The following is a 25,737-nucleotide window of genomic DNA, read 5'->3' as shown; positions in this document are numbered from 1 at the left end:
GTGGAAAACCCGAATCGTTTCACCTGCATTTGTCAGAACGTGAGTTCCGTAAGGCAATTACTACGATGAAAAGAAATACCGCCATCCCCCGTTCCGGGGCAAGGGAGTTGGGTGTCCGTGCTGAAACGCATCGATCTGAACATGTTACCGACGTGTTACTAATCGGCGGCGGCATCATGAGCGCAACTCTCGGTACCTTTCTGCAGGAACTGGAGCCAGCGTGGTCCATGACTATGGTCGAGCGCATGAAAGGTGTTGCTGAGGAGAGTTCTAACGGCTGGAATAATGCCGGTACCGGCCACTCGGCGCTGATGGAGCTGAACTATACACCACAACATTCGGACGGCTCGGTCAGCATTGAAAAAGCTGTCGAAATCAATGAAGCCTTCCAGCTATCCCGTCAGTTCTGGGCGCACCAGGTCGAACGCGGCGTATTGCACCAGCCGCGCAGTTTTATCAACAGCGTGCCCCATATCAGTTTCGTCTGGGGCGAAGAGCACGTTAATTTCCTGCGTGCACGTTACAGGGCGCTTCAGCAGAGTACGCTGTTCCGCGAGATGCGCTATTCAGAAGATCATCAACAAATCAGAGAGTGGGCACCGCTGGTGATGGATGGGCGCGATCCGCAACAAAAGATCGCGGCAACCCGTACTGAAAATGGCACCGATGTCAATTACGGTGAAATTACCCGCCAGTTTATCGCGGCGTTGCAAAAGCAGGATAACTTCGCTTTGCAGCTAAATACTCAGGTACGTGGCTTTAAACGCAACGCGGATAATAGCTGGACTGTGCGGGTATCAGATGCCGATAACCCGAAAGCCAGCCGTCTGATCCGGGCCAAATTCATATTTATCGGTGCGGGCGGAGCGGCACTAAAATTATTGCAAAAAACGCGCATCCCGCAGGCGAACGACTACGCCGGTTTCCCGGTAGGCGGTCAGTTTCTGGTCTGCGAGAACCCGGAGGTCGCCCGGCATCACCTGGCGAAGGTGTATGGTCAGGCTTCTACCGGCGCGCCGCCGATGTCGGTTCCCCATATCGATACCCGCATCATTGACGGCAAACGAGTGGTGCTGTTCGGACCCTTCGCCACCTTCTCGACTCGTTTTCTGAAAAACGGCTCTCTCTGGGATCTGCTTAGCTCAACCAATGCCTCTAATCTGCTGCCGATGGTCAATGTCGGGTTGGATAATTTTGCGCTGGTGAAATACCTGGTCGGTCAGGTTCTGCAAAAGGACGAGGACCGTTTTGCGGCATTACGCGCGTATTATCCGCAGGCTGAAAAAGCGGACTGGCGACTATGGCAGGCCGGGCAGCGGGTGCAAATTATTAAACGCGATGCGCAAAAGGGCGGGGTGTTGCGTCTTGGGACCGAAGTGGTGTGTGACGACGAAGGAACCGTCGCGGCGCTGCTGGGCGCATCGCCCGGCGCGTCAACCGCCGCGCCGATTATGCTGCACCTGATGGAGAAAATTTTCGCACTGAAAATGGCATCGCCGGAATGGCAGGCCAGGCTGAAACAGATTGTGCCAGGCTACGGAGTGCCGCTGGACGGTCGTCCGGCCGCCACGCAGGAGATGATGGCATGGACCAGCGACGTGCTGGAGCTGGACTACGCACCGCCGCGCCAGCCGGATGCGGTGCCGCAGCCGCAGAGTAAGCCGCAACCGGTGAGTATTGAACCGGTTGCCGATATCGCGCTGTAAGCCACCGGGTAAGCGCGTCGAAGGTAACGCTTACTCGGCCACCAGCCACATATCGGCTTCATCGAACATTTCTTCCAGCATACGGTTCAGTTTTTCCCGATCGCTTTTACTGGCGTCGCTGTTCAGCCCGTTAGCCTGCATCGGTTTTACCCGCACATCGGCGTCAGGGAAGATGCGATGTACGCGACGCGTAAGTTCTTCAAGGATAATTTCCCGCGCGTTGGGAAGGCCAGCCACGTTACGTTTATCGTAAACCAGTTCTACAAACATTTTACCGCCTCTGGAACACTGTTTTTATGTACAGCAATTTACCAGCCGCAACGGGAAAGTACAGCGCTTTCGTGGGCTTTTTGTGCGCTCTGGAGAGGGAGAGCATGAGGGATAGAGAGGTTTGCAAACAGAGCAGGGGCGATTCTGCACCAACAATAAATGATACTGTGATATAGAGACTGCTGTAATTTTCAATAAAAGCACAGATGACGTTATCGGACATATAAAAATTTAAATGATTTTGTTGTAACAACATACGCTTGAAAAATATTTACAGGGACATATTTTTCAAGCGTCGCATTTCTGCTGTCAAAAAATTATACCCCACCTAAATGAGTCAGGTTTCCATTGTTATCAATAAAGAAGTCGTGTTCATAACTTTCATTGTTCAAACCATATCTTATATAATATGTATAACCAAATTTAAATTTTATTTTTATACAAGTATCGGGGTATGAGCGATGCAGGCGCTCTTCCCATCGTAGCTTTTCATAATCACTCGATTCACTGGACGAGATGGTATAGTAGTTGAGGACATCTTTTTTATCTATACTAAAGCACAGACGTTCACCGTTAATAAAGGTCGCTCTTGGCTCCGGCCCTCTTGGACAGCCAGGGCAGCCAGCCAACATGAAAGCTACAGGGAGAATGAGCATTATTTTTTTCATCCGGGAAATCCTTTGAGAATTTTTTTATATTTAGCAATAAGAGATTGAATAGATTCATTAGAATGATAGTCGCGATATTTATGTATATCATTATTACCAAAGAAACCATAATTTAGCAGTAACCAGTAATCACTAACTATACTGGCTTGTTGCTCCAGCCCATAGTCGAGTAAGTTTTTCCGATCCAAGCTGTAGTAGTAATCTGCAAAACGGGAAAATAACCCTCTGGTCCTGACAAACATTCCGTGCTGATGTTGCCATACGTGCATCATCTCATGCATAAACCTGTGTTTCTTAGCTAAAGAATGTTCCCTCGAAAAATCTACGGAATACGTTTCTTCTCTAAACCACATTTCACCGTCCGGACTCATTGCAATGTCATCAGGCTGCAAGTTAAACGGAAGATAGCTATTCCGGTGTATCCAAATTTTGTTATACCAGATGTTGTAGCCATAAATCTTTCTGGCCAATGCTATCTCACCTGTGGTTATGAGTCTTACTCCGCCAGCTTTGATGGCAGTCCCGCAGGTGGGTTGTATGGTTTCATCAACAGGCATAGAAGATCCTTATCCTTTAGCGTTACTGATGATTAATCGTATCACCATGATAAGGAGGGGTAAAAAGAAAAACCCAAAATAAGCATTTAAAATCAAAGAGTTCTTTGACAAAATAACTGTTAACTATCTGCGTTTTTGTTTTTCTTAGTGCCTGTAAGTAGTTTAAATGTAGCAGAGAAGGGCATGATAGATATAAGAAGCGATCTTGCACCTCTGACCGGGATGTAGAGTCTCTTCCTGAAGGTATAACTAAACTTAGACAACGACATCGTGTATGCCACTATGCGTGTTAAGAAAGTAAAAAAACCAACCTTGCGGTTGGTTTTCTTGGGATTTTTTGGTCGGCACGAGAGGATTTGAACCTCCGACCCCCGACACCCCATGACGGTGCGCTACCAGGCTGCGCTACGTGCCGATTTGTGGGCCTAATAGTACCGCTTTCTTCAGCGATTGCAAGCCACCGATCTCCTGACTGATTTATAATTAATCAATCAGTTAGCGACAAACCGTTTTTCATCCGTCAGAACCTGGAGCAGTAAACTCATCTGCGGTTTGCGATCGCGTATTTTGTCGCCGTGTGCATTCCAGGTTTTGTAGTCGCCATTATGCCCCAGCACCACGGTTTCCTGTGGGGTGGTGATGGCCAGCGTATTGCCGCTGGCCGCCGTTACCCAGTTATAGCGACGGGTAACGCTGAACAGGTCCTGGCCCTGGGAATATTCATTGGCAGGCGTGGTTACCCGCAGCAGCCGCTGCATCAGGGTCGCCATCACATCTTTATGATCGGTGAGGATGTTAATGCGCTGTGCTGGCGTGCCGGGCCAGTGAATGACCAGCGGAACCTGAAGCCGGGCACGAGACCAGTCAAATTCCTCGCGCTGTTTATCCAGCGCAACTCCGTGACCTGCGGTGATGATCACTACCGTGTTATCCAGCTTGCCAGAGGCTTTCAGCGCGTCCAGCACGCGGGAAATCTGCGCGTCAACATCCGACGCTGCACGCGTATAACGACGGGTAAAGGCTTGTTGATTGCTCTCATCAACGTTGGTGCCATTAAGCGCTATCCATGAGAACCAGCGGTTATCTTCCTGCGCGTAGCGATCGAGCCAGTTAATCCACTGGTTCGCCGTTTGCGCATCGGACTGCGTCCGGGCAGGCGGCAGAGAGAAATCAGAGAGTAGCGCCTGACGATAAAGCGGGCTGCTAAAGCCGTCGGAGGAGAACAGCCCCAGTTGATAGCCCTGCTGATTCAGCGCCGTCACCAGCGCAGCAGGAATACGTGACGACAACACGCCATCCATATAGCCCGGGGAAATACCGTAAAACAGGCCGAAAATGCCGTTATCGGTGCTGTTACCCGAACTCATATGCTGAGTAAAGTTAATATTCTGCTGGGCGAAGCTGGCCAGCCCCGGCATCTGTTGTTCATAACGGGAATAGTTCAGACCATCAACGGTGATCAGCAGCACGTTCTGGCCAGTACCCATATCGCGGTAGTGCAGATCGCTTAGCGGATACTGCACAGAGACCGCCTCCGGATCGCCTTGCTCGATCAGCCGGCGCTGATAATCCTGCGCATCCAGCAGGCCATGTTTTTCGAGGAAACGGCGAGCGGTCATCGGATAGGAGAGCGGCAGGTTAGCGCGCTGCATCGTAATCGGACGATAGAAATTGGCGTCAGCCCAGATATAAATGCTGTGCGAGGCGATAAAGGCGACAAAGAACAGCGCCACCACCGGCCTTGCATAGCGACGACGGCGCGTCAGGCTGCGCAGCTTTTGCCAGCTCCAGGTGGCAAACAGCATCTCGATAAGCAAAATGACCGGCACGCTAATAAACATCAATTGCCAGTCACGCGCGGTTTCATTCTGGTCGGGATTAAACACCAGTTCCCAGACGATGCGGTTAAGGTGCAGGTGGAAGCGGGTAAACACTTCGCTATCAATCAGCAGAAGCGTCATTCCGCAAGTGGCAAGAATGGCGGAAATAAACCGCATCAGCCGCTGCGACATCACAAAAAAGGTGAGCGGGAACAGGATCAGCAGATAGGTGGCGAACACCAGGAAGCTGAAATGCCCGACAATACTCAGGTACGAGTAAACGCGTCCCGGCAGTGTTGTCGGCCAGTCGGCAACAAAAAGATAGCGGCTACCGATCGCCGTTGCCAACAGAATGTTGAACAAGGCAAACCAGTGCCCCCAGCTAACCATCTGGGAGACTTTTTCACGGTAGCGCTGACGATGAGTCACCATATGCAGTCGTTCGTTTTCCTTAGTGCGCCTGTTCGTCGCTTACCGAGGATTGCAGCGCCTGGGCAAAAGAACGGGCGATAGCCTGACGCTGAGCCGGTGCGATACTGGTATTAATCAGATTCGTCACCATGTTCCCCAACACCATCAGTGAAAGATCGGTGGGGGTTTTGTGTTTTTCTAATACATTGACCAGCTCGCTCAGCAGTTGTTCAACGTGTTCATCACTATAGCGGGAGTGTTGTGGCATAAATCAAAATCAGTCTGTTCATGAAAGGGCAACATATTACCGTAGCAACAGCTTTTTTTCCCCTTTTTTTCACCTTACACTGTGAGGCCACCAACGGTGGTTGAATGCCGTTCGGTCCAAAAGGAGAGTTTACCATGAGTCTGGATATCAACCAGATTGCCCTGCATCAGTTAATCAAGCGTGATGAACAAAGCCTGGAACTGGTGCTACGCGATTCATTGCTGGAGCCAACGGCCCCCGTCGAAGAGATGATGGCCGAGCTGCACCGGGTTTATAGCGCCAAAAACAAAGCTTACGGTCTGTTTAGCGAAGAGAGCGAACTGGCGCAGGCGCTGCGTCTGCAACGTCAGGGTGAAGAAGACTTCCTGGCTTTCAGCCGTGCGGCAACCGGGCGACTGCGCGATGAGCTGGCGAAATATCCGTTTGCTGACGGCGGTATCGTCCTGTTCTGCCATTACCGTTATCTGGCGGTGGAATATCTGTTGGTGGCGGTGCTGAACAACTTAAGCAGCATGCGCGTGAACGAAAATCTGGATATCAGTTCTATTCACTATCTGGATATTAACCATGCGGATATCGTTGCCCGTATTGATTTGACCGAGTGGGAAACCAACCCGGAGTCCACGCGTTACCTGACGTTCCTCAAAGGACGGGTAGGGCGCAAGGTCGCCGATTTCTTTATGGATTTCCTTGGTGCCAGTGAAGGGCTGAATGCCAAAGCGCAAAACCGTGGCCTGTTGCAGGCGGTTGACGACTTTACCGCCGAGGCGCAACTGGATAAGTCAGAACGCCAGACGGTGCGTCAGCAGGTTTATGATTACTGTAGCGAGCAGCTTCAGGCGGGCGAAGAGATTGCCCTGGAATCGCTGTCGAAAGAACTTTCCAGCGTCAGTGAAGTGAGCTTCAGCGAGTTTACCGCCGAGAAAGGTTATGAGCTGGAGGAGAGTTTTCCTGCCGACCGTAGCACCCTGCGGCAGTTAACCAAATACGCCGGTAGCGGCGGTGGATTAACCATCAACTTTGACGCCTTGCTGCTTGGCGAGCGCATTTTCTGGGATCCGGCCACCGATACACTGACCATTAAAGGCACGCCACCGAATCTGCGCGATCAGCTTCAGCGTCGCACTTCCGGCGGCAAGTAAGGTTTACCCCATAAAAAAACCCCGCCGAGGCGGGGTTCTTCTTTAACTTGTCAGCGATTACGCGCGAACGAAGTCGATGTGAGACAGTTTTGGCTTGAACGGGTGACGCTGTACAGCCTGAACTTTCACGTTTACTTCTTTGCCATCGATAACCAGAGTCTGCACTTCGCTGTAGAATTCAGCTTTAGCTTGCAGGTTCATCACTTTGTCGTGATCCAGTTCGATAGCGATCGGAGCTTCAGTTCCACCGTAAACGATAGCCGGGAACTTGTTAGCTGCGCGCAGGCGGCGGCTCGCACCCTTACCCTGCTCTTTACGTACTTCTGCGTTGATAGTAGACATTAATTTCTCTCTTCAATAAATCCTGCTACAGGCGACCCAGTAACAGGTAAGCGATCTGCTTTGCGTGTGCAAAAGCGGGCGGTATTCTATACCCGAACGTCCGTAACAGCAATGAAAAGCACGACTAACCGCGTAATTCATTAGCGCGACGGTAGCGTCCGGCGTAATCAAACAGTTTTTCGCGCACCTGCCAGTACTGACCCTTCTTACGGGCGACCACAAAATCGGGATGGCGCAGCAATGGTTGTTGGGAAACGATATCGGCGGCGGTGATCCAGCGCAGCGGCACGCCAGGCGTGCGCGTATGCGGACGAATAAACAGCTGTTCAAACGCGGTTCGCTGCGCAGGCGTTTGCAGACGAAAGCGCTCGCTGACGTCGGCTCCGTCTTCGTCGTAATAGGTGATTTTCAGCCATTCGCCTTTTTCATCGGCTCCGTGTTGCAGGGTCATGCCGCCGCAGCGCAAGACCAGCGCATCTTTTAGCTTCAGCGCCGCCTTCAGCATATCATCGGGATCGACCAGCACCGTATCGCATTCGCGACAGCGGCGGGCGGCGATATCATTCTCGGCGTTACACTGCGGACAGTTTTTAAAACGAAAGCGGTAATCGCACTGTTCGCGATGCCCTTCATCATCTTCAAACCAGCCCTGACAGCGGCGACCGAAATGCTCAATCAGCGTGCCGTCGGCGGTGGTTTTCCCCCAGAAGGTATTGGCAAAACCGCAGGCAGGACAAAACACCTGCACCGGGACGTTATCGCTTTTGCCTTTCGGCGCTCCCACCTCAGGAGCGTACAGATCGTGTGGATTGCCCGCGTAGTCGAGGATCAGGCAATCGGTTTTGCCCGGCGAGAGACGCAATCCGCGTCCAACAATTTGCTGATACAGGCTGACGGACTCGGTAGGGCGCAAAATGGCAATTAAATCGACGTGCGGCGCGTCGAATCCGGTCGTCAGTACCGACACGTTGACCAGATATCGAAACTGTTGGGCTTTAAAGGCGCTAATCAATTCGTCCCGCTGTGCGCCCGGGGTTTCACCGGTAATCAGCGCCGCCTCGCTGGCTGGCAGCAGGCCGACAATTTCCCGCGCGTGCTCCACGGTGGCGGCAAAAATCATCACGCCTTTGCGCGCCTGGGCGAACTCGATAATCTGGCTGATAATATGCGGCGTCACGCGCTGCTGTTTTTTTAGCTCGCGGTTAAGATCCGCCTCGCTAAACAAGCCGTTGCTTTGCGCCTGAAGGCGGCTGAAATCGTACTGAACTACCGGCATATCCAGCCGCTCCGGCGGCGTCAGGTAGCCATGTTTAATCATGTAGCGCAGCGGCAGTTCATAAATACAGTCGCGAAACAGCGCCTTTTCATCGCCGCGCACCATGCCGTGATAGTGAAAACGATAAATCCAGCCCTTACCGAGGCGAAAGGGCGTCGCGGTCAACCCCAGCAGCCGCAGACGGGGGTTGGCGGCAGATAAATGCGCCAGAATTTGTTGATACTGGCTGTCCGTGTCGTCGCTGATCCGGTGGCATTCATCGACGATCAGCAGGGAAAATTCGCCCTGAAACGCCTCAAGATTGCGCGCCACCGACTGCACGCTACCGAAAACTACTTTGCCGTGGCTCTCTTTACGCTTCAGGCCCGCCGCGAAAATATCCGCCTCCAGCCCCAGCGCCAGGTATTTGGCGTGGTTTTGCTCGACCAGTTCTTTGACGTGAGCCAGAACCAGCACGCGCCCACGCGCCACCCGTGCCAGTTCGGCAATGACCAGGCTCTTTCCGGCCCCGGTTGGCAGCACGATAACGGCCGGTTCCTGATGCTGGCGAAAATGGGCGAGGGTGGCATCCACCGCTTCCCGTTGATAAGGGCGAAGAGTAAAGGTCATATTCATCTTAAATAGTATGCCACGGTGCTTTTTCCCTTGAGCGGCAGTCACAGGCCGCTATACTGTGAGGTGCAGAACCGCTTCTTTTTTCGGACAACGTTGTCCGACTCCAGGCATAATTACAGGCAAAAATAATTCATGCGACTTGATAAATTTATCGCTCAGCAGCTTGGCGTAAGCCGTGCTATTGCCGGGCGTGAAATTCGTGCCAACCGTGTCACGGTGGATGACGAAATAGTAAGGGACAGCGCCTTTAAACTTCAACCGGAACATGCGATCGCCTACGACGGCAATCCGCTTGCCCAGCAGCACGGCCCGCGCTATTTCATGCTCAACAAACCGCAGGGCTATGTCTGCTCGACTGACGATCCGGATCATCCGACGGTGCTTTACTTTCTCGACGAACCGGTGGCGTACAAGCTGCATGCCGCAGGACGCCTGGATATCGACACCACCGGGCTGGTGCTGATGACCGATGATGGGCAGTGGTCGCATCGTATCACTTCACCGCGTCATCATTGCGAAAAAACCTATCTCGTCACCCTGGAATCGCCGGTGGCGGAGGATACCGCTGAACAGTTCGCGCGTGGCGTACAGCTCCACAATGAAAAAGATCTGACCAGGCCCGCCACGCTTGAAGTAATCACTCCGACCGAGGTGCGTCTGACCATCAGTGAAGGGCGCTATCATCAGGTGAAACGCATGTTTGCTGCCGTGGGCAACCATGTCATTGGCCTGCATCGTGAGCGCATCGGGGGTATTGTGCTGGATGCGGATCTCGCACCGGGCGAATACCGGGCGCTGACCGCAGAAGAAATTGCCAGTCCTGGCATGCCGTAACATGAATAACAGGAGTTAAGGGTGACGACAAAGCAACGCTCCTCGCTGGGTATCGTGTTTATTCTTGGCCTGCTGGCCATGCTGATGCCGCTTTCGATTGATATGTATTTGCCTGCGTTGCCGGTCATTTCCGCGCAGTTTGGCGTGCCTGCCGGTAGTGCGCAGATGACGCTCAGCACCTATATTCTTGGCTTTGCGCTTGGTCAGCTCCTGTACGGGCCGATGGCGGATAGTCTTGGACGTAAGCCGGTGATCCTCGGCGGTACGCTGGTGTTTGCGGCAGCAGCGGCGGCGTGCGCTCTTTCGCAAACCATTGACTACCTGATTGTAATGCGCTTCTTTCACGGGCTGGCCGCGGCGGCGGCAAGCGTGGTGATTAACGCCCTGATGCGCGATATTTATCCGAAAGAAGAATTTTCGCGCATGATGTCGTTCGTCATGCTGGTTACGACTATCGCCCCGCTGGTGGCACCGATGGTCGGCGGCGCGGTACTCATCTGGTTTAGCTGGCACACCATATTCTGGATCCTCGCAGTTGCCGCGCTGCTGGCCTCGGCGATGATTTTCTTTTTCATCGACGAGACGCTGCCTGTTGAACGGCGGCAGAAATTCCGCCTTCGCACAACGGGCGGTAATTTTGCCTCGCTGTTTCGGCATAAACGCGTGCTGAGCTATATGCTGGCAAGCGGCTTCAGCTTTGCCGGAATGTTCTCGTTTTTGAGCGCGGGGCCGTTTGTGTATATCGAACTGAACCACGTTCCGCCACAGCACTTCGGCTATTACTTTGCGCTGAATGTCGTATTCCTGTTTGTACTGACCATGGTGAACAGCCGATTTGTCCGGCGGGTAGGGGCGCTGAATATGTTCCGTGCCGGGCTGTGGATTCAGTTTGCCACGGCGGTATGGCTGGTGGTATGTGGGCTTTTCGATGTCGGCTTCTGGTCGATGGTGGTGGGCGTGGCGGCGTTTGTCGGCTGCGTATCGCTGGTCTCCTCCAACGCGATGGCGGTCATTCTGGATGAGTTTCCGCATATGGCGGGTACTGCATCTTCCCTGGCTGGCACCTTCCGTTTTGGCATCGGCGCGATTGTCGGTGCGCTGCTGTCGCTGGCGACATTCAGCACCGCCTGGCCGATGATTTTGTCAATCGCCTTGTGTGCGACCAGCTCGATTCTGTTCTGTTTGTACGCCAGCCGCAGTAAAAAATCCGCACGCTAATCTGCATTTTCGGGGGCATTATGGTCCCCGAACCCGCCTCTTTCCCATGAAATGTTTGTTTTTTGTAAAAACATATCATGTAAAAAGTCACGCCAATGTTGTTAAAAAGGTTGTTTTAGATCACAAAAAGGGGTACATATAGCGCCAAAAGGCTCCTGTAACGCCAATCACTTCCGTGCTGGCCGAGCCTCAGAATCCTTACTGGTTGTGAATGAAAGCGTTTTCTTCAGGATGCACGACGAATTGTCAACCATGTGTTAATATTGATGTGAATCAATTGTTAATTTTACTGCTTCCGGGGACCAAAAAGTGACTCATCAACAACTCTCCATCGTACACCGTTTGCCGCAGAGCTATCGCTGGCTGTCCGGATTTGCGGGTTCAAGAGTTGAACCGATTCCGCAAAGCACGCCTGCCTGTGAAAACTGCCTGGTTGCGCTGAAGCTATTGAGTCCGGACGGTGATAACGCCTGGCCGGTGATGCACACCCTGAGTCAGGCATTGAGTGATATTGAAGTTGACTGCTCGGTACTGGAGTGTGAGGGCGAACCGTGTCTGTTTGTGAGCAGACAAGATGAGTTTGCCGCCACCTGCCGGTTAAAAAATTTCGGGGTGGCGATTGCCGAGCCGTTTTCAGGCCATAATCCTTTCTGACCGTCAGCTTAAGGTTAATAGCTGGCGGGTATAGTCCTGTTGGGGATCGGTAAATACGCGTCCACACTCGCCTTGCTCCACCACTTCCCCCTGTCGCAGTACGATCACCTGATGGCACAGCGAACGCACGACGTGCAAATCGTGGCTGATAAAGATATAGGCCAGACGATGCTTCTCCTGTAACGACTTCAGCAGCGCAAGGATTTGTGCCTGTACGGTGCGATCCAGCGATGACGTCGGTTCATCCAGAATAATTAACTCCGGTTTCAAAATCAGCGCGCGTGCAATGGCGATACGCTGGCGTTGTCCGCCTGAAAAGGCCGCCGGATAACGATGGCGCATCTCCGCGTCCAGCCCCACTTCCTGTAGTACCGCAATGACCTGCTTCTCACGCTCCTGGGCGCTCAGCGTTGGCTGATGCACGCGCAGCCCTTCTTCCACAATTTGCAGCACGTTGAGGCGAGGGTTCAACGACGAATTGGGATCCTGAAACACCACCTGAATGCGATGGCGCACCGGTAATAGCTGTTTACGGCTTAATCCGTCTAGCGGTTGACCATCAAACTGGATACGGCCTTTTGCGGCGATGAGTCTCAGTAGCGCCATCCCGGTGGTGCTTTTCCCCGAACCGGATTCACCGACCAGCCCCAGCGCTTCACCGGGACGCAGGGTAAAACTCAGGTTCTTCACCACGCGATTGTGATCGACGACGCGTCGCAGCAGGCCTTTGCGTACCGGGAATTCAACGCACAGATCCTCTACCTGTAGCAGGGGCGTTGTTTCTGGCGGCAGAGGTACAGGATCGCCTGACGGTTCGCTATTCAACAGACGTTGCGTATAAGGATGTGCGGGCGCAGAAAAGAGCGTAGCGGCGCGGTTTTGCTCCACGCAGCGACCGTTCTGCATGACCGCCACGTTATCCGCCAGCTTGCGCACGATGCTCAGGTTATGGGTAATAAACAGCAGACCCATATTCAGTTCCTGGCGTAATTCACGCAGCAGTTGCAGGATTTGCGCCTGCACTGACACGTCCAGTGCCGTGGTCGGTTCGTCGGCAATCAGCAACTCCGGGCGTGTTAACAGCGCCATAGCGATCATCACCCGCTGGCGTTCTCCGCCGGAAAGCTGATGCGGGTAATCGGCAAGGCGACGGGCCGCGTTGCGAATGCCAACCCGATCCAGGCAGGTGAGGATTTCTGCCCGTGCCGCTTCTCTGCGTATCCCGCGATGCAGTGATAAAACCTCATACAGTTGCCTTTCGAGGGTATGCAGCGGGTTGAGCGAGACCATGGGTTCCTGGAATATCATAGCGATGCGATTGCCACGAATGCCGCGTAAGGTTCGCTCGTCAGCATGCAGTAACGACTGGCCGTGAAAACGGATATCGCCTTCCGGCCAGCTTACCGGCGGGGAAGGGAGCAGACGCAGTATCGACAGGGCTGACACCGTTTTCCCGGAGCCTGATTCGCCGACCAGCGCCAGCGTTTCGCCCGCTTCCACCTGAAGCGACAAATCGCTGACCACGATACGGGTCTCACCCTGTTGCGTAAAGGCGACGGAAAGCCGGTCAATGGCTAATAGTGGATGCGTCATCTTATACCGCCTTATTAGGATCGAAGGCGTCGCGCACGGCTTCACCGATGAAAATCAGCAGCGACAGCAAAATGGCTATCGATAAAAAGGCTGTAATGCCGAGCCACGGGGCCTGTAAATTATTCTTGCCCTGTAAGAGCAGTTCGCCCAGCGACGGCGATCCCAGCGGCAGACCAAAACCGAGAAAATCCAGTGAAGTCAGCGTAGTGACCGAGCTGCATAAAATAAATGGCAGAAAGGTGAGGGTGGCAACCATCGCGTTGGGCAGCATATGGCGGAAAATAATCGCGCTATCGCTGACGCCCATCGCCTGCGCCGCGCGGATATAGTCATAGTTACGGGTGCGCAAAAACTCCGCGCGGACCACGCCGACCAGCGCCATCCAGCCAAACAGAACGGTGATCCCGAGCAGCCACCAGAAATTAGGCTGAATGACACTGGAAAGCAGAATGATCAAAAAGAGCGTCGGCATTCCCGACCACACTTCGATAATGCGCTGGCCCCAGAGATCGACTTTTCCGCCGTAATAACCCTGAATGGCTCCTGCCACCACACCCAGCACGCTGGTACACAGGGTCAGCATCAGGCCAAACAGCAGCGAGATCCGCGAGCCGTAGAGGATACGCGCCAGCACGTCTCCGCCATTGGCATCAGTTCCCAGCCAGTTTTGTGCCGAAGGCGGCGCGGGAAAAGGTTTATCGCTGGAGAAATTGATGCTGTTAGCGCCGAAACGAATGGGCGCCCACAGTACCCAGCCGTGATCGGCAAGCTGTTTTTGTAGCCACGGATCCTGATAATCCGCGGCGGTGGTAAACGGCCCGCCAAAATCACGTTCACTGTAATTCTTCAGCACTGGCACATACAGGCTTCCCTGATACTGCACCAGCAGGGGCTTATCATTGGCGATAATTTCTGACAACAGGCAGCAGATAAAAATCACCATGAAGATCCACAGCGACCAGTAGCCACGTCGGTTATGGCGAAAACGCGCCCAGCGGGCCTGATTGATGGAATTTACCTGACGCATCAGCGGCCCTCAAAATCAATACGCGGATCGACAAACGTATAGGTGATATCGCTCAAAATGTTCAGCAGCAGCCCGACCAGGGTAAAGATGTACAGAGTGCCGAACATCACCGGATAATCACGGGAAATCGTCGATTCATAACCCAACAGTCCCAGCCCGTTCAGGGAGAACATCACCTCAATTAACAGTGAGCCGGTAAAAAACATGCTGATAAACGTGGCCGGGAATCCGGCGATCACCAGCAGCATGGCGTTACGAAACACGTGTCCCCAGAGAATGTTTTTCTCGCTGACGCCTTTTGCCCGCGCGGTAACCACGTATTGTTTGCGGATCTCATCGAGAAACGAATTCTTAGTCAGCATCGTCAGCGCGGCAAAACCGCCTATTACCGTTGCCAGCACGGGCAGGGTGATATGCCACAGATAGTCGGTAATTTTTTGATACCAGGGCAGGGTATCAAAGTTGGCGGACACCAGACCGCGTAGCGGGAAAATATCGTAATAGCTGCCGCCCGCGAAGAAGACGATCATCAGAATAGCGAACAGAAACGCCGGGATCGCATAGCCGATAATAATCAACGCACTGCTCCAGGTATCAAAGCGGCTGCCGTTTTGCACCGCTTTGCGTATGCCAAGCGGTATCGACACCAGGTAGATGATGAGCGTGCTCCATAACCCGAGAGTAATCGACACCGGCAGGCTCTGTTTGATGAGCGTTAATACCGACGCGCTGCGAAACAGGCTGTCGCCGAAATCAAAGCGCACATAGTCCCACAGCATTTTAAAATAGCGCTCGTGCAGCGGTTTATCGAAGCCATAGCGATGGGTGATCTCGGCGATGACCTCTGGATCGAGACCGCGTCCGCCGCGGTAATGGCTTTCGCTCAGATTACCGACGCCGGGTCGCGCATGTGATGCACTGAGGCCGCCGCCACCCGCGCCCGGTAAACCGCCAGACTGACCCATTTCAATGGTGGCAATCGCCTGATCGACCGGACCGCCAGGAGCTACCTGAACAATAAAAAAGTTGATGGTGATAATCGCCCACAGGGTCGGGATCACCAGTAATAAGCGGCGAAGTAAATAAGCGCCCATGCCTGCTCCTTAACGTCTGGCTGCGGGTAATTTTGCCGCTTTGTTAACATCGTACCACCAGTTATCGAAACCGACGGAGTAGAGCGGTCGCGTAGCCGGATGTGAAAATTTATCCCAGTAGGCCAGTCGATCTTTCGCCATATACCACATCGGCAGCATATAGTAGTTCCAGGTTAATACCCGATCCAGCGCACGTCCGAGGGGCAACAGTTTCTCTTTGTTTCCCTGCTCGCGAATAATCTGCGCGATTAACGCATCAATCACCGGGCTTTTCACCCCCGGCGCGTTATAGCTGGAGTCGATATAGTCTGAGGCCCAGGAAATTTGTAAATCGGAACTCGGCCACGGCATCGCCTGTACCACGCGAGGCATCATGTCGTAGTCGCGGCTGCGCAAGCGGCTGGTGAGCTGGGAGTTGTCGATCTGGCGAATATCCATCGTGACGCCGATACGCGCCAGGTTGTGTTTAAACGCCAGCACCCATTGATCGTTGCCGCCGGAAGGCAGCAGCAGCTCGAAGCGCAGCGGCTTACCGGTTTGGCTATTCACCCGCTGCTGGCCTTTCATCACCCATCCCGCCTGGGTTAACAGATCGCTGGCTTTGAGCAGATTATCGCGATCGTAGCCATCCGCATTAGATTTCGGCGGCTGATAAACAGAGGTAAATACCTCGGGAGGCAGATCTTTTTTCAGTGGTGCCAGCAGCGTCAGCTCATCCGCATCCGGATAGTGGCGTGCGGCGTACTCGGTATTGAGGAAATAGCTGTCAGGCCGGGAGTAGGCATTGTAAAACAGCGTCTTGTTCATCCATTCAAAATCAAACGCCAGCGAGATGGCTTCCCGTACTTTCCTGTCACTGAATACCGGACGCTGAATATTAAAGGCCAGCCAGCGGGCGTCCTGAGCGGCATCGCTTTCCAGCTCTTCTTTAACAATCTGATGATTGGTGAAATTCTTGCCAATGTAGCGGGTAGCCCAGTTTTTGGCGCTGCCTTCGGTACGAAAATCAAACGCGCCCGCTTTGAATGCTTCGAAAGCGACGTTGTCATCAAGATAGTAATCGTAGCGGATGGTATCGAAATTCCAGCGTCCACGGTTAACCGGCAGATTTGCCGCCCAGTAGTCTTTCACCCGCGAATAAGTTACATATTGCCCCATTCGCCAGGCGCTGATTTTATACGGACCGCTGGCCAGCGGCGGCTGTGAGAGCGGCTCACTCAGCTTGTGATTACGCCAGAATTTCTCCGGCATGACCGGCAAAGAAAAGAGGCTCAGCATATTTTCCTTGCCCGGTTGAGCAAGTTCGATGCGCACGGTCAGCGGTGCGATGGCTTTAAACGTCGTCCCTTTGTAGATCAGGCGAAACTGCGGCACGCCTTCGGTCATAAATTTGTTAAAGGTAAACACGACATCTTGCGCCGTCATCGGCGTGCCGTCGTGAAATCTGGCGCGCGGATTAATGCTCAGTTCAACCCACGAATAGTCGTCGGCGTAGCGCGCCGATTCGGCCACCAGCGGATAATAGCTGCCCGGCTCATCATCAGACGTGGTGAATAAGGTATCGTAAAGCGCACCTGTCCGCTCAGCCGGATTGCCACGCATTGCAAAACGGTTAAAGTTATCGAAAGTGCCAATCGCCGCCATCGTTACCGCGCCGCCTTTCGGTGCAGCAGGATTAACATAATCAAAGTGCGTAAAGTTAACGGCGTATTTTGGCTCGCCGATCACCGCAAACGCAGTATTCTCTTTGATGGTTTGCGCCTGGGCTATGCAGCTGAATAGCGCGATGAGTAAGAAAACGAGGCGTACTAACATACCTGAACGGCCATCCTTTACGTGAACAGTTTCATATGAACTGAGCTATTGTCCCTGAATAGTAATAGACGCCTGAGAAGATCGGAAATATTTTGCAGGCTCGTCATGCGCAGCGACCAGTTGCTTCAGGATCAATGGCCGGCTGATCCAGTAGCCCTGAAGGTAATTTACGCCGCGTTCGCATAGCCAGTCGGCCTGTTCCGCCGTCTCGACGCCTTCTGCGACAGTGGTGAGATCCATTCGCTTAGCCAGTAATAATACCGCATCCATTACCGGTGACGTTACGGTTTCTGTGCCAATGGCGGCAATGAATCCCCGATCGATTTTCAGATAATCAAAACGGAAACGTTCCAGATAGATCAACGCGCTATGGCCGGTGCCAAAGTCATCAATGGCAATGAGATGCCCCTCTTCATGCAGCCAGTCGAAGAGTTGAGTGGCGACTTTCTCGTTGAGCATGTCGCGCTCGGTCATTTCCAGCACCAGTTGAAAATGGGTGGCAGGCAGAGCATCGACAAAAGAGCGGATATCCTGACGGAAGCCGTCAGCATGCAGATGCCCCGGCGCAATATTGACGCCCAGCTTCGAGCCTGCAGGAAGCACTTTTTGCAGGGTAGGGGCATCATGAATAATCAGGTTAAATAAATGCTGGGTTAACGGCACAATCAGGTTTTGTGTCTCCGCGAAATGAATAAATACATCAGGCGGGATCTCCCCGGCGTCAGGATGCTTCCAGCGCATCAACGCCTCAACACCTGCAATTTCCATCGTGCGGGTATCAACGACTGGCTGATAAACCACGTAAAACTGATTGTGCTTAATCGCCGCGAGCAGCTCTTTTCCGGGATGCCGGCGCAGCGTCATAATATAAAAACAGAGCACGGTGGCAATAAACGCGCTCATCACGGCCAGCAACAATGTAAATTGCAGATTCTCTTTGGGCCACGCGCTGGCATACAGATACACCTCAAGTGGCAACCCATCGAGCTTCACCTGGCGCACAGGAGGCTGAGCTAATTGCAGTGGGTTGACCAACTGATGAGAAAAGGAAGAAATAGCTCGATTACTGAACCCCAGCGCGATGCCCGAGAAATCATCGTCCCTTGCGGGGTAAAGCAGCAGCGGGGTTAAATTAGCGTTTAACGAGGTAAACACCCCCCGATCCTGCTGCTGAGGATCACGAACCCATAACGCTATCGCGGTCTTGCCCGGCATCATTGGCGTGCCTGCCAGCACGGCGATATCAACGGGTTTGCGGATATCAATCTCAGGCACCAGTTGATTAAGCGGCGTATCCATTGGCCCGGTGGCAGAGGAGCAGACCGCACGGCCACGATCTACCAATAAAAAGGCGCGGACATTGAGCGTAAAAGCAGCCCGGGTCGTTAACTCTGAGGCGATATCAGCACAGGGATACTGGGCCAGCGGCTGTAAAGAATCAATGGTGGTGCGCAGTTCGCTAAACGCGTTATTCAGATAATATTGTAGATGGCGGGTAATGTTATCGAATCGTGTTTCCCGTTCATGGTAAATTGCCGCAAAGTGCGCACAACCCACCAGCAAGCCAATCAGCAGTCCAGACAGGATACTGATCAATCCTGGTTTACGGCCGGTCGAAAAGTAGTGGGTCAGCATAGAGTTACGCTATCCGTGACGGTGAGGGCGATTTTTCCGGGAGTGGAATGCAGTAAGCATAGCTCAGTCACTATGCCATCAGGATCAAGGTAAAAAAAAACACTGCATAAGCAGTGCTTTTTTTTGCGTCCTGTTGTCAGCCAAGGGAAAACCAACAACAGAAAACATTAAGAACGACTCAGGACACGGCGCGCTTCGTTATAGCGCTTCTTCCAGTACGGCTCGTCCATGCTGGAGATGGTCACACCGCTGCTGGTAGAGGCATGAACGAACTGGTTGTTGCCGATATAGATACCGACGTGACGCCCCGTGGAACCTGCACGGAACAGCACCAGATCGCCAGTGCGTAAATGTCCACGCGATACAGATTTACCCATTTCCTGCTGCTCGTAAGTCGAGCGGGGAAGATCCATACCAAACTGTTCACGGAAAGTACGCTGTACGAAGCCGGAACAATCAATGCCTTTTTTCGTGCTGCCGCCAAGGCGATAGCGCACGCCTTTCCAGCTTGCATATTGATCCATCAGACGCGATTTAACATCGAGGTTACGCACCATGGATTCAAATTCATCCTGAGAGGCTTGCAGTGAAGAGGTATCTTCGACCACAGCATGCGTCTCAGGATGCATATTCTTTGCGGTATTCGTTGTACTACATGCAGAAAGTAAAGCTGCGACAGCTAGCGCGGGGATAGCCCGCCAGATGTATCTCAAAATCGGCTGAGATGTGACCATGTTGTTTGTTTTCCCTTGAAGTCCTTAACGAAAAATCGTTATAAAAATGCCAACCGTGACGAGACTAATTACCTGCGCACAACGAGACAATTCTTTCTATTCAAATTTGTGCTGAAACGCACAAATTTATTTAAATTGAGAATAATTTATCTCTGAGAGGCAAAACGTAAACGAGAGTACCCTATCACCACATGCATTGCGAGTGCTTTTACGTGTTTTTTTATAAGAAAAAGTGATACAGAAAGTTAAAAAAGTGCACTGGCTAAAAACACCCTTCTTAAGATAAAAAATCATCAATTCATTCACTTACGTAGATCTGAGTATGACAAGGTGATGACAAAACATGAGGCGATCCCGAAAAATGATTAAAAAACAGCAAAACGATAACGTATAGCAAGCGTTAATTATGGTTATTTATTTGTTAACTTTTTGTTTGTTTTTACCAGGCAAATAACGATCCATAAAGCAAATCATTTTATCGCTCATCGACGTTAACAGGATCCAGGGCAGGCCAATGAGAACGGAGGAGAGGGAGCCAATCACAATATCGGTCAGCCAGTGAGCGCCGATCATCACGCGCGGAAAGGCAAATACGACAAATATCAGCAGTGCCAGCAGGAAGGTGTTACGACCAAAATAACGCCACATAAACGCACAGAAAATAAGCAGCATCATGCCGTGATCGCCAGGAAAGCTGTCTTTGGACGCATCTTTAGTCGGAATATGTAGTAGATTACTGACCCGAAGCGCGTCGCTGAAAAACAGCGTCGGGCTGGCCCGTTTGACCGGCATTAACGCCTGGGCAAACTGGTTAACGATGATAGCAGTTAACAACATCACCAGACCGATAATGATGATGCGCCGACGCCCGGCGGGGTCGCTCTTTAGCCAGAATCGTAACATCAGTGCCCCCATAGCCAGCAGCGAGCAGGCATCAAAAGCACGATTATTAGTGATGGCCAGAAACCACACGAAGGCGCGATGATCGGCCAGCAATGGGTTAAAAAAATGAAAAATGGAGGTATCCAGCGTAAACCACATTCCATGGTTTTCTGGCAAATACCAGCACAGAAAGAGCGCAAATCCCACCACGTTGAGCAGCAGGATCCGGGAAAGTTGATTTTTCATTAAAAAAGGCCACGTATAATGTTAACAACCGCAACCTTAGCGGCATCAGCTTAAACGAAGCTTCAACAGTGCGCTTTGCAGTCCATTCCAGTCTGCCTGTGCTTCAGTGATAAGCTCTATTCGGCTATCCGGTGGCGCGACATTTTGCGTTTCAATATGCAGGTCCTGCCCCTGCCGGTTAATCCGAACCAGCCCTTCTGCGATACGCATAACCCCTTTTACTCGCTCAACGGGAGCCAGTCTTGCCCACTCAAGCAGACCAATGGTGTCAAACTGAGTGTCGGCGTCAAAAACCCAGCCGCACGCCTGATAGCCTTGTCCGCTATTGAGGCTGCGCCGCCAGCGCTGGTGCTCAGGCAGGTTAAGCGCGGCAAGACCGTGCTTCGGTGCGTGGCTGTGAGCATGTCCGGAAGCGGAGGGGAGCAACGCCGTGTTCAGCCGTGGTTTTTCCAGTAGCGCTGGCGCAATGTTTCCCTGCTCGCTAAAAATCAGCTCGCGTGCGCCGCCGTAGTGCTGCCACCAGCTTTCCAGCGCCTGCTGGCTTTCCACGCTCGCCCGGTCGGTTTTATTCGCCACGATGATGTCTGCCGCCGCCAGCTGATCGCGGAAGTTTTCATTATTCAGCGCTTTCTCGTCCAACAGAAGACGCGGATCGAGCAAACAGAGCGTTGCCTGTAAGTCTATCCATGGTTCATAAACTGGCGCGGTCAGAATATCGAGGATCTGTTTCGGATGGCCCAGTCCGGTTGGTTCAATCAGCAGACGGTCAGGTTTTCCCTGGCGCAGGAGCGTATTCAGCCCGACCTGCATGGGTAGACCATTCACGCAGCACATGCAGCCGCCGGGGATCTCTTTAAGCAACGCGCCGCTTCCGGCCAGCAGTGCGCCGTCGATGCCAACTTCACCAAATTCATTGACCAGCACGGCCCATTTTTCATTCGCAGGTTTGTTTGCCAGCAGATGCAGGATGGAGGTGGTTTTCCCGCTGCCGAGAAAACCAGTGATGAGATTAGTTTTGGTCACGTAAGCTCCGTACACTATAACAACTTTGTTACAGCTTACCTTAAAGCGCCTCGCGACGTTAATCGTTCAGTGTGTCAATCACCGCCTGACGGGCGCCTTTCTCGCATAACCGCTGCCAGGCTTGCTGAACGGCATCAACGAATTCTGCGTTTTCCGGCAGGTCGTTGGCGAAAATTTCTTTCAGAGTCAGCAGAGCGTTGACGCGCTGTGATTCGTCACTGCTGTCGACCCGCGAGCGGATTTTGTCAGCCAGCGGATCGCGCACATCAATGGCATTTCCCGCATCATCCTTCCCGCTGACATAGCGCATCCATCCCGCGATACCCAGCGCCAGTAGCGGCCAGGCATCCCGGCGCTGCAAGTGAATGCGTATGCTCTCCAGCATGCGTTGCGGTAGTTTCTGGCTGCTGTCCATCGCAATCTGCCAGGTGCGGTGTTTCAGCGCGGGATTCGCAAAACGTTCGATCAGGCTCTCCGCATAGGCGTTAAGATCAACGCCGGTAATCTTCAGAGTGGGAGCCTGCTCGTCAGACATCAGACGGCGGGCGGCCTGACGAAATGGCGCATCCTGCATGCAGTCGCTGATATGCTGATGTCCCGCCAGATAACCCAGACAGGCGAGAAAGGTATGGCTACCGTTCAGCATCCGCAGTTTCATCTGTTCCCACGGCATCACGTCTTCCACCATTTGTACGCCCGCGATTTCCCACTCGGGGCGACCTGCGACAAAATTATCTTCAATGACCCACTGAATAAACGGCTCACAGCTAATAGCACAGGGATCGAACACGCCCAGGTGTTCAGCAATCTCATTCAGCGATTCCTCGGTGGCAGCCGGCACGATGCGGTCCACCATTGTGGCGGGGAAGGTGACGTGCTGCTCAATCCAGACCGCCAGCGCCGCATCCCGTTTAGCGGCCATGTCGAGAACCGCCTTTTTCACTATGTGACCATTATCGGGAATATTATCGCAGGAAAGCACGGTAAACGGCGCAAGCCCGCGTTCACGGCGGCGCGACAGCGCTTCCACCAGAATACCCGGCGCAGAGTGCGGTTCAGTGGGATGTTGCAGATCGTGAATAATGCGCGGTTGGCTTTCATCAAGGCGACCAGTGGCCGGATCGATGCAGTAACCTTTTTCGGTGATGGTCAGTGACACAATCGCCACCTGCGGCTCGCAAAATTTCTCAATAATGGCGGACAGCGAATCCAGCTTTGCATTCAGACATTCGTTAACGGCACCAACGATAATCGCCTCATTACTCTGTGCGCCTTTTTCCAGAACGGTGTAAAGATGATCCTGCTGGCGAAGCTGGCTCATCAGTACATCACCGCTGAACAGGCTGATCTCACATATTCCCCAGTCGCCGCCTTTTGTGTTCAGCACCCGATGGGTCAGCAGGGCCTGATGCGCGCGATGGAATGCGCCAAAACCAAAATGCACAATGCGAGTACGCAATTGCTGTCTGTCATAATGTGGCTGCTGTACAGCATCTGGCAGCGGGGTGGAGGCTATAGTCTTCATTATTGGCACACTCAGTTAACTAAAGATTAACAAATGCTATTGTAAAGTTATATGACAGCAAAATGAATTGGTGTGCCTGATAAATCCGGGGAATGTGAGCTGGATCAATCAATGATGGCGCGTAAATTGACGGTCACAGGGAAACATGTATGGTAGTCATCATTCGTATAGGTTTAATTGGTATAACAACTTGAGAGGGTGAGGCGATGGAGCAAACCTGGCGTTGGTATGGGCCGAACGATCCGGTCTCTTTGGATGATGTGCGTCAGGCTGGCGCAACGGGCGTGGTCACTGCATTACACCACATTCCTAACGGTCAGGTCTGGCCGGTAGATGAAATTAAACAGCGTCAGGCGCTGCTGGCAGAAAAAGGGTTAACCTGGTCGGTGGTCGAGAGCATTCCGGTGCATGAAGAGATCAAAACTCATTCCGGCCAGTACGACACCTGGATTGCCAATTATCAGCAGAGTATCCGTAATCTGGCCGCCTGCGGTATTGATACCGTGTGCTACAACTTTATGCCTATTCTGGACTGGACGCGTACCGATCTTGAATACACGCTGCCGGACGGCTCCAAAGCGCTGCGGTTTGATCACATCGCGTTTGCCGCCTTTGAACTGCATATTCTTAAACGTGACGGTGCTAAAGCTGATTATAGCGAGCAGGAACAGCAGCAGGCGCAGGCGTATTTTAATGCCATGAGCGCGGACGATATTGAAAAGCTGACGCGCAATATTATCGCCGGGCTGCCGGGCGCAGAAGAGGGCTACACCCTGGATCAGTTCCGTGCGCGGCTGGCAGAGTACGATCATATCGATAAAGCGCAGCTGCGTGAGAATATGGCATATTTCCTGCGAGCGATTGTCGCTGTGGCTGATGAAGTGGGTGTCCGCCTGGCCGTGCATCCTGACGATCCGCCGCGTCCCATCCTCGGGCTGCCGCGCATTGTCTCCACCATTGAAGATATGCAGTGGCTGAAAGAGACGGTTGACAGCATCAATAACGGTTTCACCATGTGTACCGGTTCTTACGGCGTGCGCGCCGACAACGATCTGGTGCGGATGGTGGAAACCTTTGGCGATCGCATCCACTTTACCCATCTGCGCTCCACCTGTCGGGAAGAAAATCCCAAAACGTTCCATGAAGGGGCGCATTTGCAGGGCGACGTGGATATGGTGGCAGTGGTGAAAGCGGTGCTGACCGAAGAGCTGCGGCGCAAAAAAGCAGGGGACCTGCGTCCGATTCCGTTCCGTCCTGACCACGGCCATCAGATGCTTGACGATCTGCGTAAGAAGACCAACCCGGGTTATTCCGCTATTGGTCGTTTGAAGGGGATGGCTGAAGTGCGCGGCGTTGAGCTGGCGCTAAAACAGACATTGTTCCCTGAACTGCTGTAAGCCATAAAAACGCGATAACGGCAGGGGCCGTTATCGCGTTATGTCGCGAAGTTGTATTGCCGGGTGGCGCTGCGCTTACCCAGCCTACAAAATCACCAATGGTTGCTACCGTAATCAACGATCTGCCACGATACCGTAGGCCCGTGCAAGCGAAGCGCCGCCGGGCAACGTGGCACGGTGTCTGCGCCTGACGAGTCGCATTGCCGGGTGGCGGCTTCGCCTTACCCAGCCTGGAAATTGCAAACCCACCGGCTCCGTTAAATTGCTTAGTCAGCGCGACCCATATAGCGGCACTCTTCGATATGGATGCGGATTTTCTCACCGGTAGTCAGATATTCCGGCACCTGAACCACCAGGCCGGTAGACATTGTCGCGGGTTTGGTGCGTGAGCTGGCAGACGCGCCCTTAATCCCCGGAGCCGTTTCAATAATTTCCAGGTCTACGGTCTGCGGCAGTTCCAGCGCCAGCAACTGACCGTCCCACGTCAACACCTGCATATCCGGCATTCCGCCTTCCGGAATAAACTGCAACTCTTCTTCAATTTGATCTTTCGTGAAGGTAAACGGCGTGTAATCTTCTTTATCCATGAACACGTATTCGTTACCGTCAACGTAAGAGAAGTCCACAAAACGGCGAGTCAGCGTCACGGTATCCAGAATATCGTCACCCTTAAAACGCTCTTCTACCTTCAGACCGGTACGAACGTCGGAAAAACGCATTTTGTACAGGGTAGCAGCACCACGGGCGCTGGGTGACTGAATATCAATATTTTTAACAATCAGCAGCTTGCCGTTGTAATTCAGCACCATACCTTTTTTAATTTCATTCGCTCTTGGCATTGCAATAATCCTGTTTACGGAGATGTAGAAAATATCGCGTCAAGGTACCCGCGCCGGGGCTTTCAGGCAAGAGGATTTGCAGGGTTTTGCTATCAGTAGGTAAGAGATGATACTGTGCGATCTCTTGCCTGCTCACAAAGAGAGTT

At 52.8% G+C, this 25,737-nt stretch carries 23 protein-coding genes and 1 tRNA gene; 6 read left to right on the top strand and 18 right to left on the bottom strand.

Annotation, left to right across the window (positions count from 1 at the left end; genetic code table 11):
• Positions 1-65 precede the first annotated feature (65 nt).
• Positions 66-1,706: a malate dehydrogenase (quinone) gene (gene mqo / locus ACMGGS_RS21690; RefSeq protein ID WP_414164331.1), complete on the top strand. Its 1,641-nt coding sequence runs from the start codon at positions 66-68 to the stop codon at positions 1,704-1,706.
• A 30-nt stretch (positions 1,707-1,736) separates the two neighbouring features.
• Here mqo and ACMGGS_RS21685 read toward each other — a convergent pair whose 3' ends face one another.
• The 6 genes from ACMGGS_RS21685 to ACMGGS_RS21660 all read right to left on the bottom strand — a co-directional run bounded on the left by ACMGGS_RS21685 (position 1,737) and on the right by ACMGGS_RS21660 (position 5,700).
• A complete protein-coding gene (locus ACMGGS_RS21685; RefSeq protein WP_276157568.1) occupies positions 1,737-1,976 on the bottom strand; it encodes a DinI family protein in 240 nt (79 codons plus the stop codon).
• Between the two features lie 317 nt (positions 1,977-2,293).
• On the bottom strand, positions 2,294-2,644 hold the full coding sequence (locus tag ACMGGS_RS21680; protein ID WP_414164330.1) for a putative T6SS immunity periplasmic lipoprotein: 351 nt from the start codon (positions 2,642-2,644) through the stop codon (positions 2,294-2,296).
• Entirely contained in the window at positions 2,641-3,201 is a 561-nt protein-coding gene (locus ACMGGS_RS21675; protein ID WP_414164329.1) for a type IV secretion protein Rhs, read from the bottom strand. Before ACMGGS_RS21675 ends, ACMGGS_RS21680 begins: the two co-directional genes overlap by 4 nt.
• Before the next feature lie 338 nt (positions 3,202-3,539).
• Positions 3,540-3,616 (bottom strand) — tRNA-Pro (locus ACMGGS_RS21670).
• A gap of 76 nt (positions 3,617-3,692) precedes the next feature.
• The gene (yejM, locus tag ACMGGS_RS21665) at positions 3,693-5,453 is read right to left on the bottom strand and encodes an LPS biosynthesis-modulating metalloenzyme YejM (protein ID WP_414164328.1); all 1,761 of its coding nucleotides are present in this window, start codon (positions 5,451-5,453) and stop codon (positions 3,693-3,695) included.
• 19 nt (positions 5,454-5,472) lie between these two features.
• Positions 5,473-5,700 carry a YejL family protein gene (locus ACMGGS_RS21660; protein WP_176919011.1) on the bottom strand — a complete coding sequence of 76 codons (228 nt, stop codon included), beginning with the start codon at positions 5,698-5,700 and terminating at the stop codon, positions 5,473-5,475.
• Positions 5,701-5,834: 134 nt separating this feature from the next.
• Between ACMGGS_RS21660 and yejK the strand changes: the two genes are divergently transcribed.
• Positions 5,835-6,842 (top strand): nucleoid-associated protein YejK, encoded by a 1,008-nt coding sequence (gene yejK, locus ACMGGS_RS21655; RefSeq protein WP_414164327.1) that lies wholly within the window; start codon positions 5,835-5,837, stop codon positions 6,840-6,842.
• A 57-nt stretch (positions 6,843-6,899) separates the two neighbouring features.
• Here the strand turns inward: yejK and rplY are convergent, their stop codons facing one another.
• Complete coding sequence (gene rplY / locus ACMGGS_RS21650; protein WP_103674319.1) at positions 6,900-7,184, bottom strand: 50S ribosomal protein L25; 285 nt, start codon at positions 7,182-7,184, stop codon at positions 6,900-6,902.
• 124 nt (positions 7,185-7,308) lie between these two features.
• On the bottom strand, positions 7,309-9,069 hold the full coding sequence (locus tag ACMGGS_RS21645; protein WP_414164326.1) for a DEAD/DEAH box helicase: 1,761 nt from the start codon (positions 9,067-9,069) through the stop codon (positions 7,309-7,311).
• Between the two features lie 138 nt (positions 9,070-9,207).
• Between ACMGGS_RS21645 and rsuA the strand changes: the two genes are divergently transcribed.
• The 3 genes from rsuA to ACMGGS_RS21630 all read left to right on the top strand — a co-directional run bounded on the left by rsuA (position 9,208) and on the right by ACMGGS_RS21630 (position 11,781).
• Complete coding sequence (rsuA, locus tag ACMGGS_RS21640; protein ID WP_176919014.1) at positions 9,208-9,909, top strand: 16S rRNA pseudouridine(516) synthase RsuA; 702 nt, start codon at positions 9,208-9,210, stop codon at positions 9,907-9,909.
• A 21-nt stretch (positions 9,910-9,930) separates the two neighbouring features.
• The gene (locus ACMGGS_RS21635) at positions 9,931-11,127 is read left to right on the top strand and encodes a Bcr/CflA family multidrug efflux MFS transporter (protein ID WP_414164324.1); all 1,197 of its coding nucleotides are present in this window, start codon (positions 9,931-9,933) and stop codon (positions 11,125-11,127) included.
• Between the two features lie 309 nt (positions 11,128-11,436).
• Positions 11,437-11,781, top strand: a complete 345-nt coding sequence (locus ACMGGS_RS21630; protein WP_414164323.1) for a YejG family protein — start codon at positions 11,437-11,439, stop codon at positions 11,779-11,781.
• A gap of 3 nt (positions 11,782-11,784) precedes the next feature.
• On the opposite strand, the gene yejF is transcribed toward ACMGGS_RS21630, so the two are convergent.
• The 9 genes from yejF to ACMGGS_RS21585 form a co-directional block, all read right to left on the bottom strand.
• Positions 11,785-13,374: a microcin C ABC transporter ATP-binding protein YejF gene (yejF, locus tag ACMGGS_RS21625; protein WP_414164322.1), complete on the bottom strand. Its 1,590-nt coding sequence runs from the start codon at positions 13,372-13,374 to the stop codon at positions 11,785-11,787.
• A 1-nt stretch (position 13,375) separates the two neighbouring features.
• Positions 13,376-14,401, bottom strand: coding sequence for a microcin C ABC transporter permease (locus tag ACMGGS_RS21620; RefSeq protein WP_176919018.1), 1,026 nt, complete (start codon positions 14,399-14,401; stop codon positions 13,376-13,378).
• Positions 14,401-15,495, bottom strand: a complete 1,095-nt coding sequence (locus tag ACMGGS_RS21615; protein WP_414164321.1) for a microcin C ABC transporter permease YejB — start codon at positions 15,493-15,495, stop codon at positions 14,401-14,403. Before ACMGGS_RS21615 ends, ACMGGS_RS21620 begins: the two co-directional genes overlap by 1 nt.
• A 9-nt stretch (positions 15,496-15,504) precedes the next feature.
• On the bottom strand, positions 15,505-17,310 hold the full coding sequence (locus tag ACMGGS_RS21610; protein WP_414164320.1) for an extracellular solute-binding protein: 1,806 nt from the start codon (positions 17,308-17,310) through the stop codon (positions 15,505-15,507).
• A 45-nt stretch (positions 17,311-17,355) separates the two neighbouring features.
• Complete coding sequence (locus ACMGGS_RS21605) at positions 17,356-18,945, bottom strand: cyclic di-GMP phosphodiesterase (RefSeq protein ID WP_414164318.1); 1,590 nt, start codon at positions 18,943-18,945, stop codon at positions 17,356-17,358.
• Between the two features lie 167 nt (positions 18,946-19,112).
• Positions 19,113-19,679 (bottom strand): bifunctional murein DD-endopeptidase/murein LD-carboxypeptidase, encoded by a 567-nt coding sequence (gene mepS, locus ACMGGS_RS21600; RefSeq protein WP_176919022.1) that lies wholly within the window; start codon positions 19,677-19,679, stop codon positions 19,113-19,115.
• 414 nt (positions 19,680-20,093) lie between these two features.
• Complete coding sequence (locus ACMGGS_RS21595) at positions 20,094-20,807, bottom strand: phosphatase PAP2 family protein (protein ID WP_414164317.1); 714 nt, start codon at positions 20,805-20,807, stop codon at positions 20,094-20,096.
• 45 nt (positions 20,808-20,852) lie between these two features.
• Positions 20,853-21,830 carry a CobW family GTP-binding protein gene (locus ACMGGS_RS21590; protein ID WP_414164316.1) on the bottom strand — a complete coding sequence of 326 codons (978 nt, stop codon included), beginning with the start codon at positions 21,828-21,830 and terminating at the stop codon, positions 20,853-20,855.
• 58 nt (positions 21,831-21,888) lie between these two features.
• Positions 21,889-23,355, bottom strand: coding sequence for a mannitol dehydrogenase family protein (locus tag ACMGGS_RS21585; protein WP_414164315.1), 1,467 nt, complete (start codon positions 23,353-23,355; stop codon positions 21,889-21,891).
• A 206-nt stretch (positions 23,356-23,561) separates the two neighbouring features.
• Between ACMGGS_RS21585 and uxuA the strand changes: the two genes are divergently transcribed.
• On the top strand, positions 23,562-24,752 hold the full coding sequence (uxuA, locus tag ACMGGS_RS21580) for a mannonate dehydratase (RefSeq protein WP_414164314.1): 1,191 nt from the start codon (positions 23,562-23,564) through the stop codon (positions 24,750-24,752).
• A gap of 266 nt (positions 24,753-25,018) precedes the next feature.
• Here uxuA and yeiP read toward each other — a convergent pair whose 3' ends face one another.
• Positions 25,019-25,591, bottom strand: coding sequence for an elongation factor P-like protein YeiP (gene yeiP / locus ACMGGS_RS21575; protein ID WP_414164313.1), 573 nt, complete (start codon positions 25,589-25,591; stop codon positions 25,019-25,021).
• Between the last annotated feature and the right edge of the window lie 146 nt (positions 25,592-25,737).

This window comes from Superficieibacter sp. BNK-5, assembly GCF_047456055.1.
Classification (GTDB): Bacteria; Pseudomonadota; Gammaproteobacteria; order Enterobacterales; family Enterobacteriaceae; genus Superficieibacter.
This window is presented reverse-complemented; position numbering and strand designations above follow the sequence as displayed.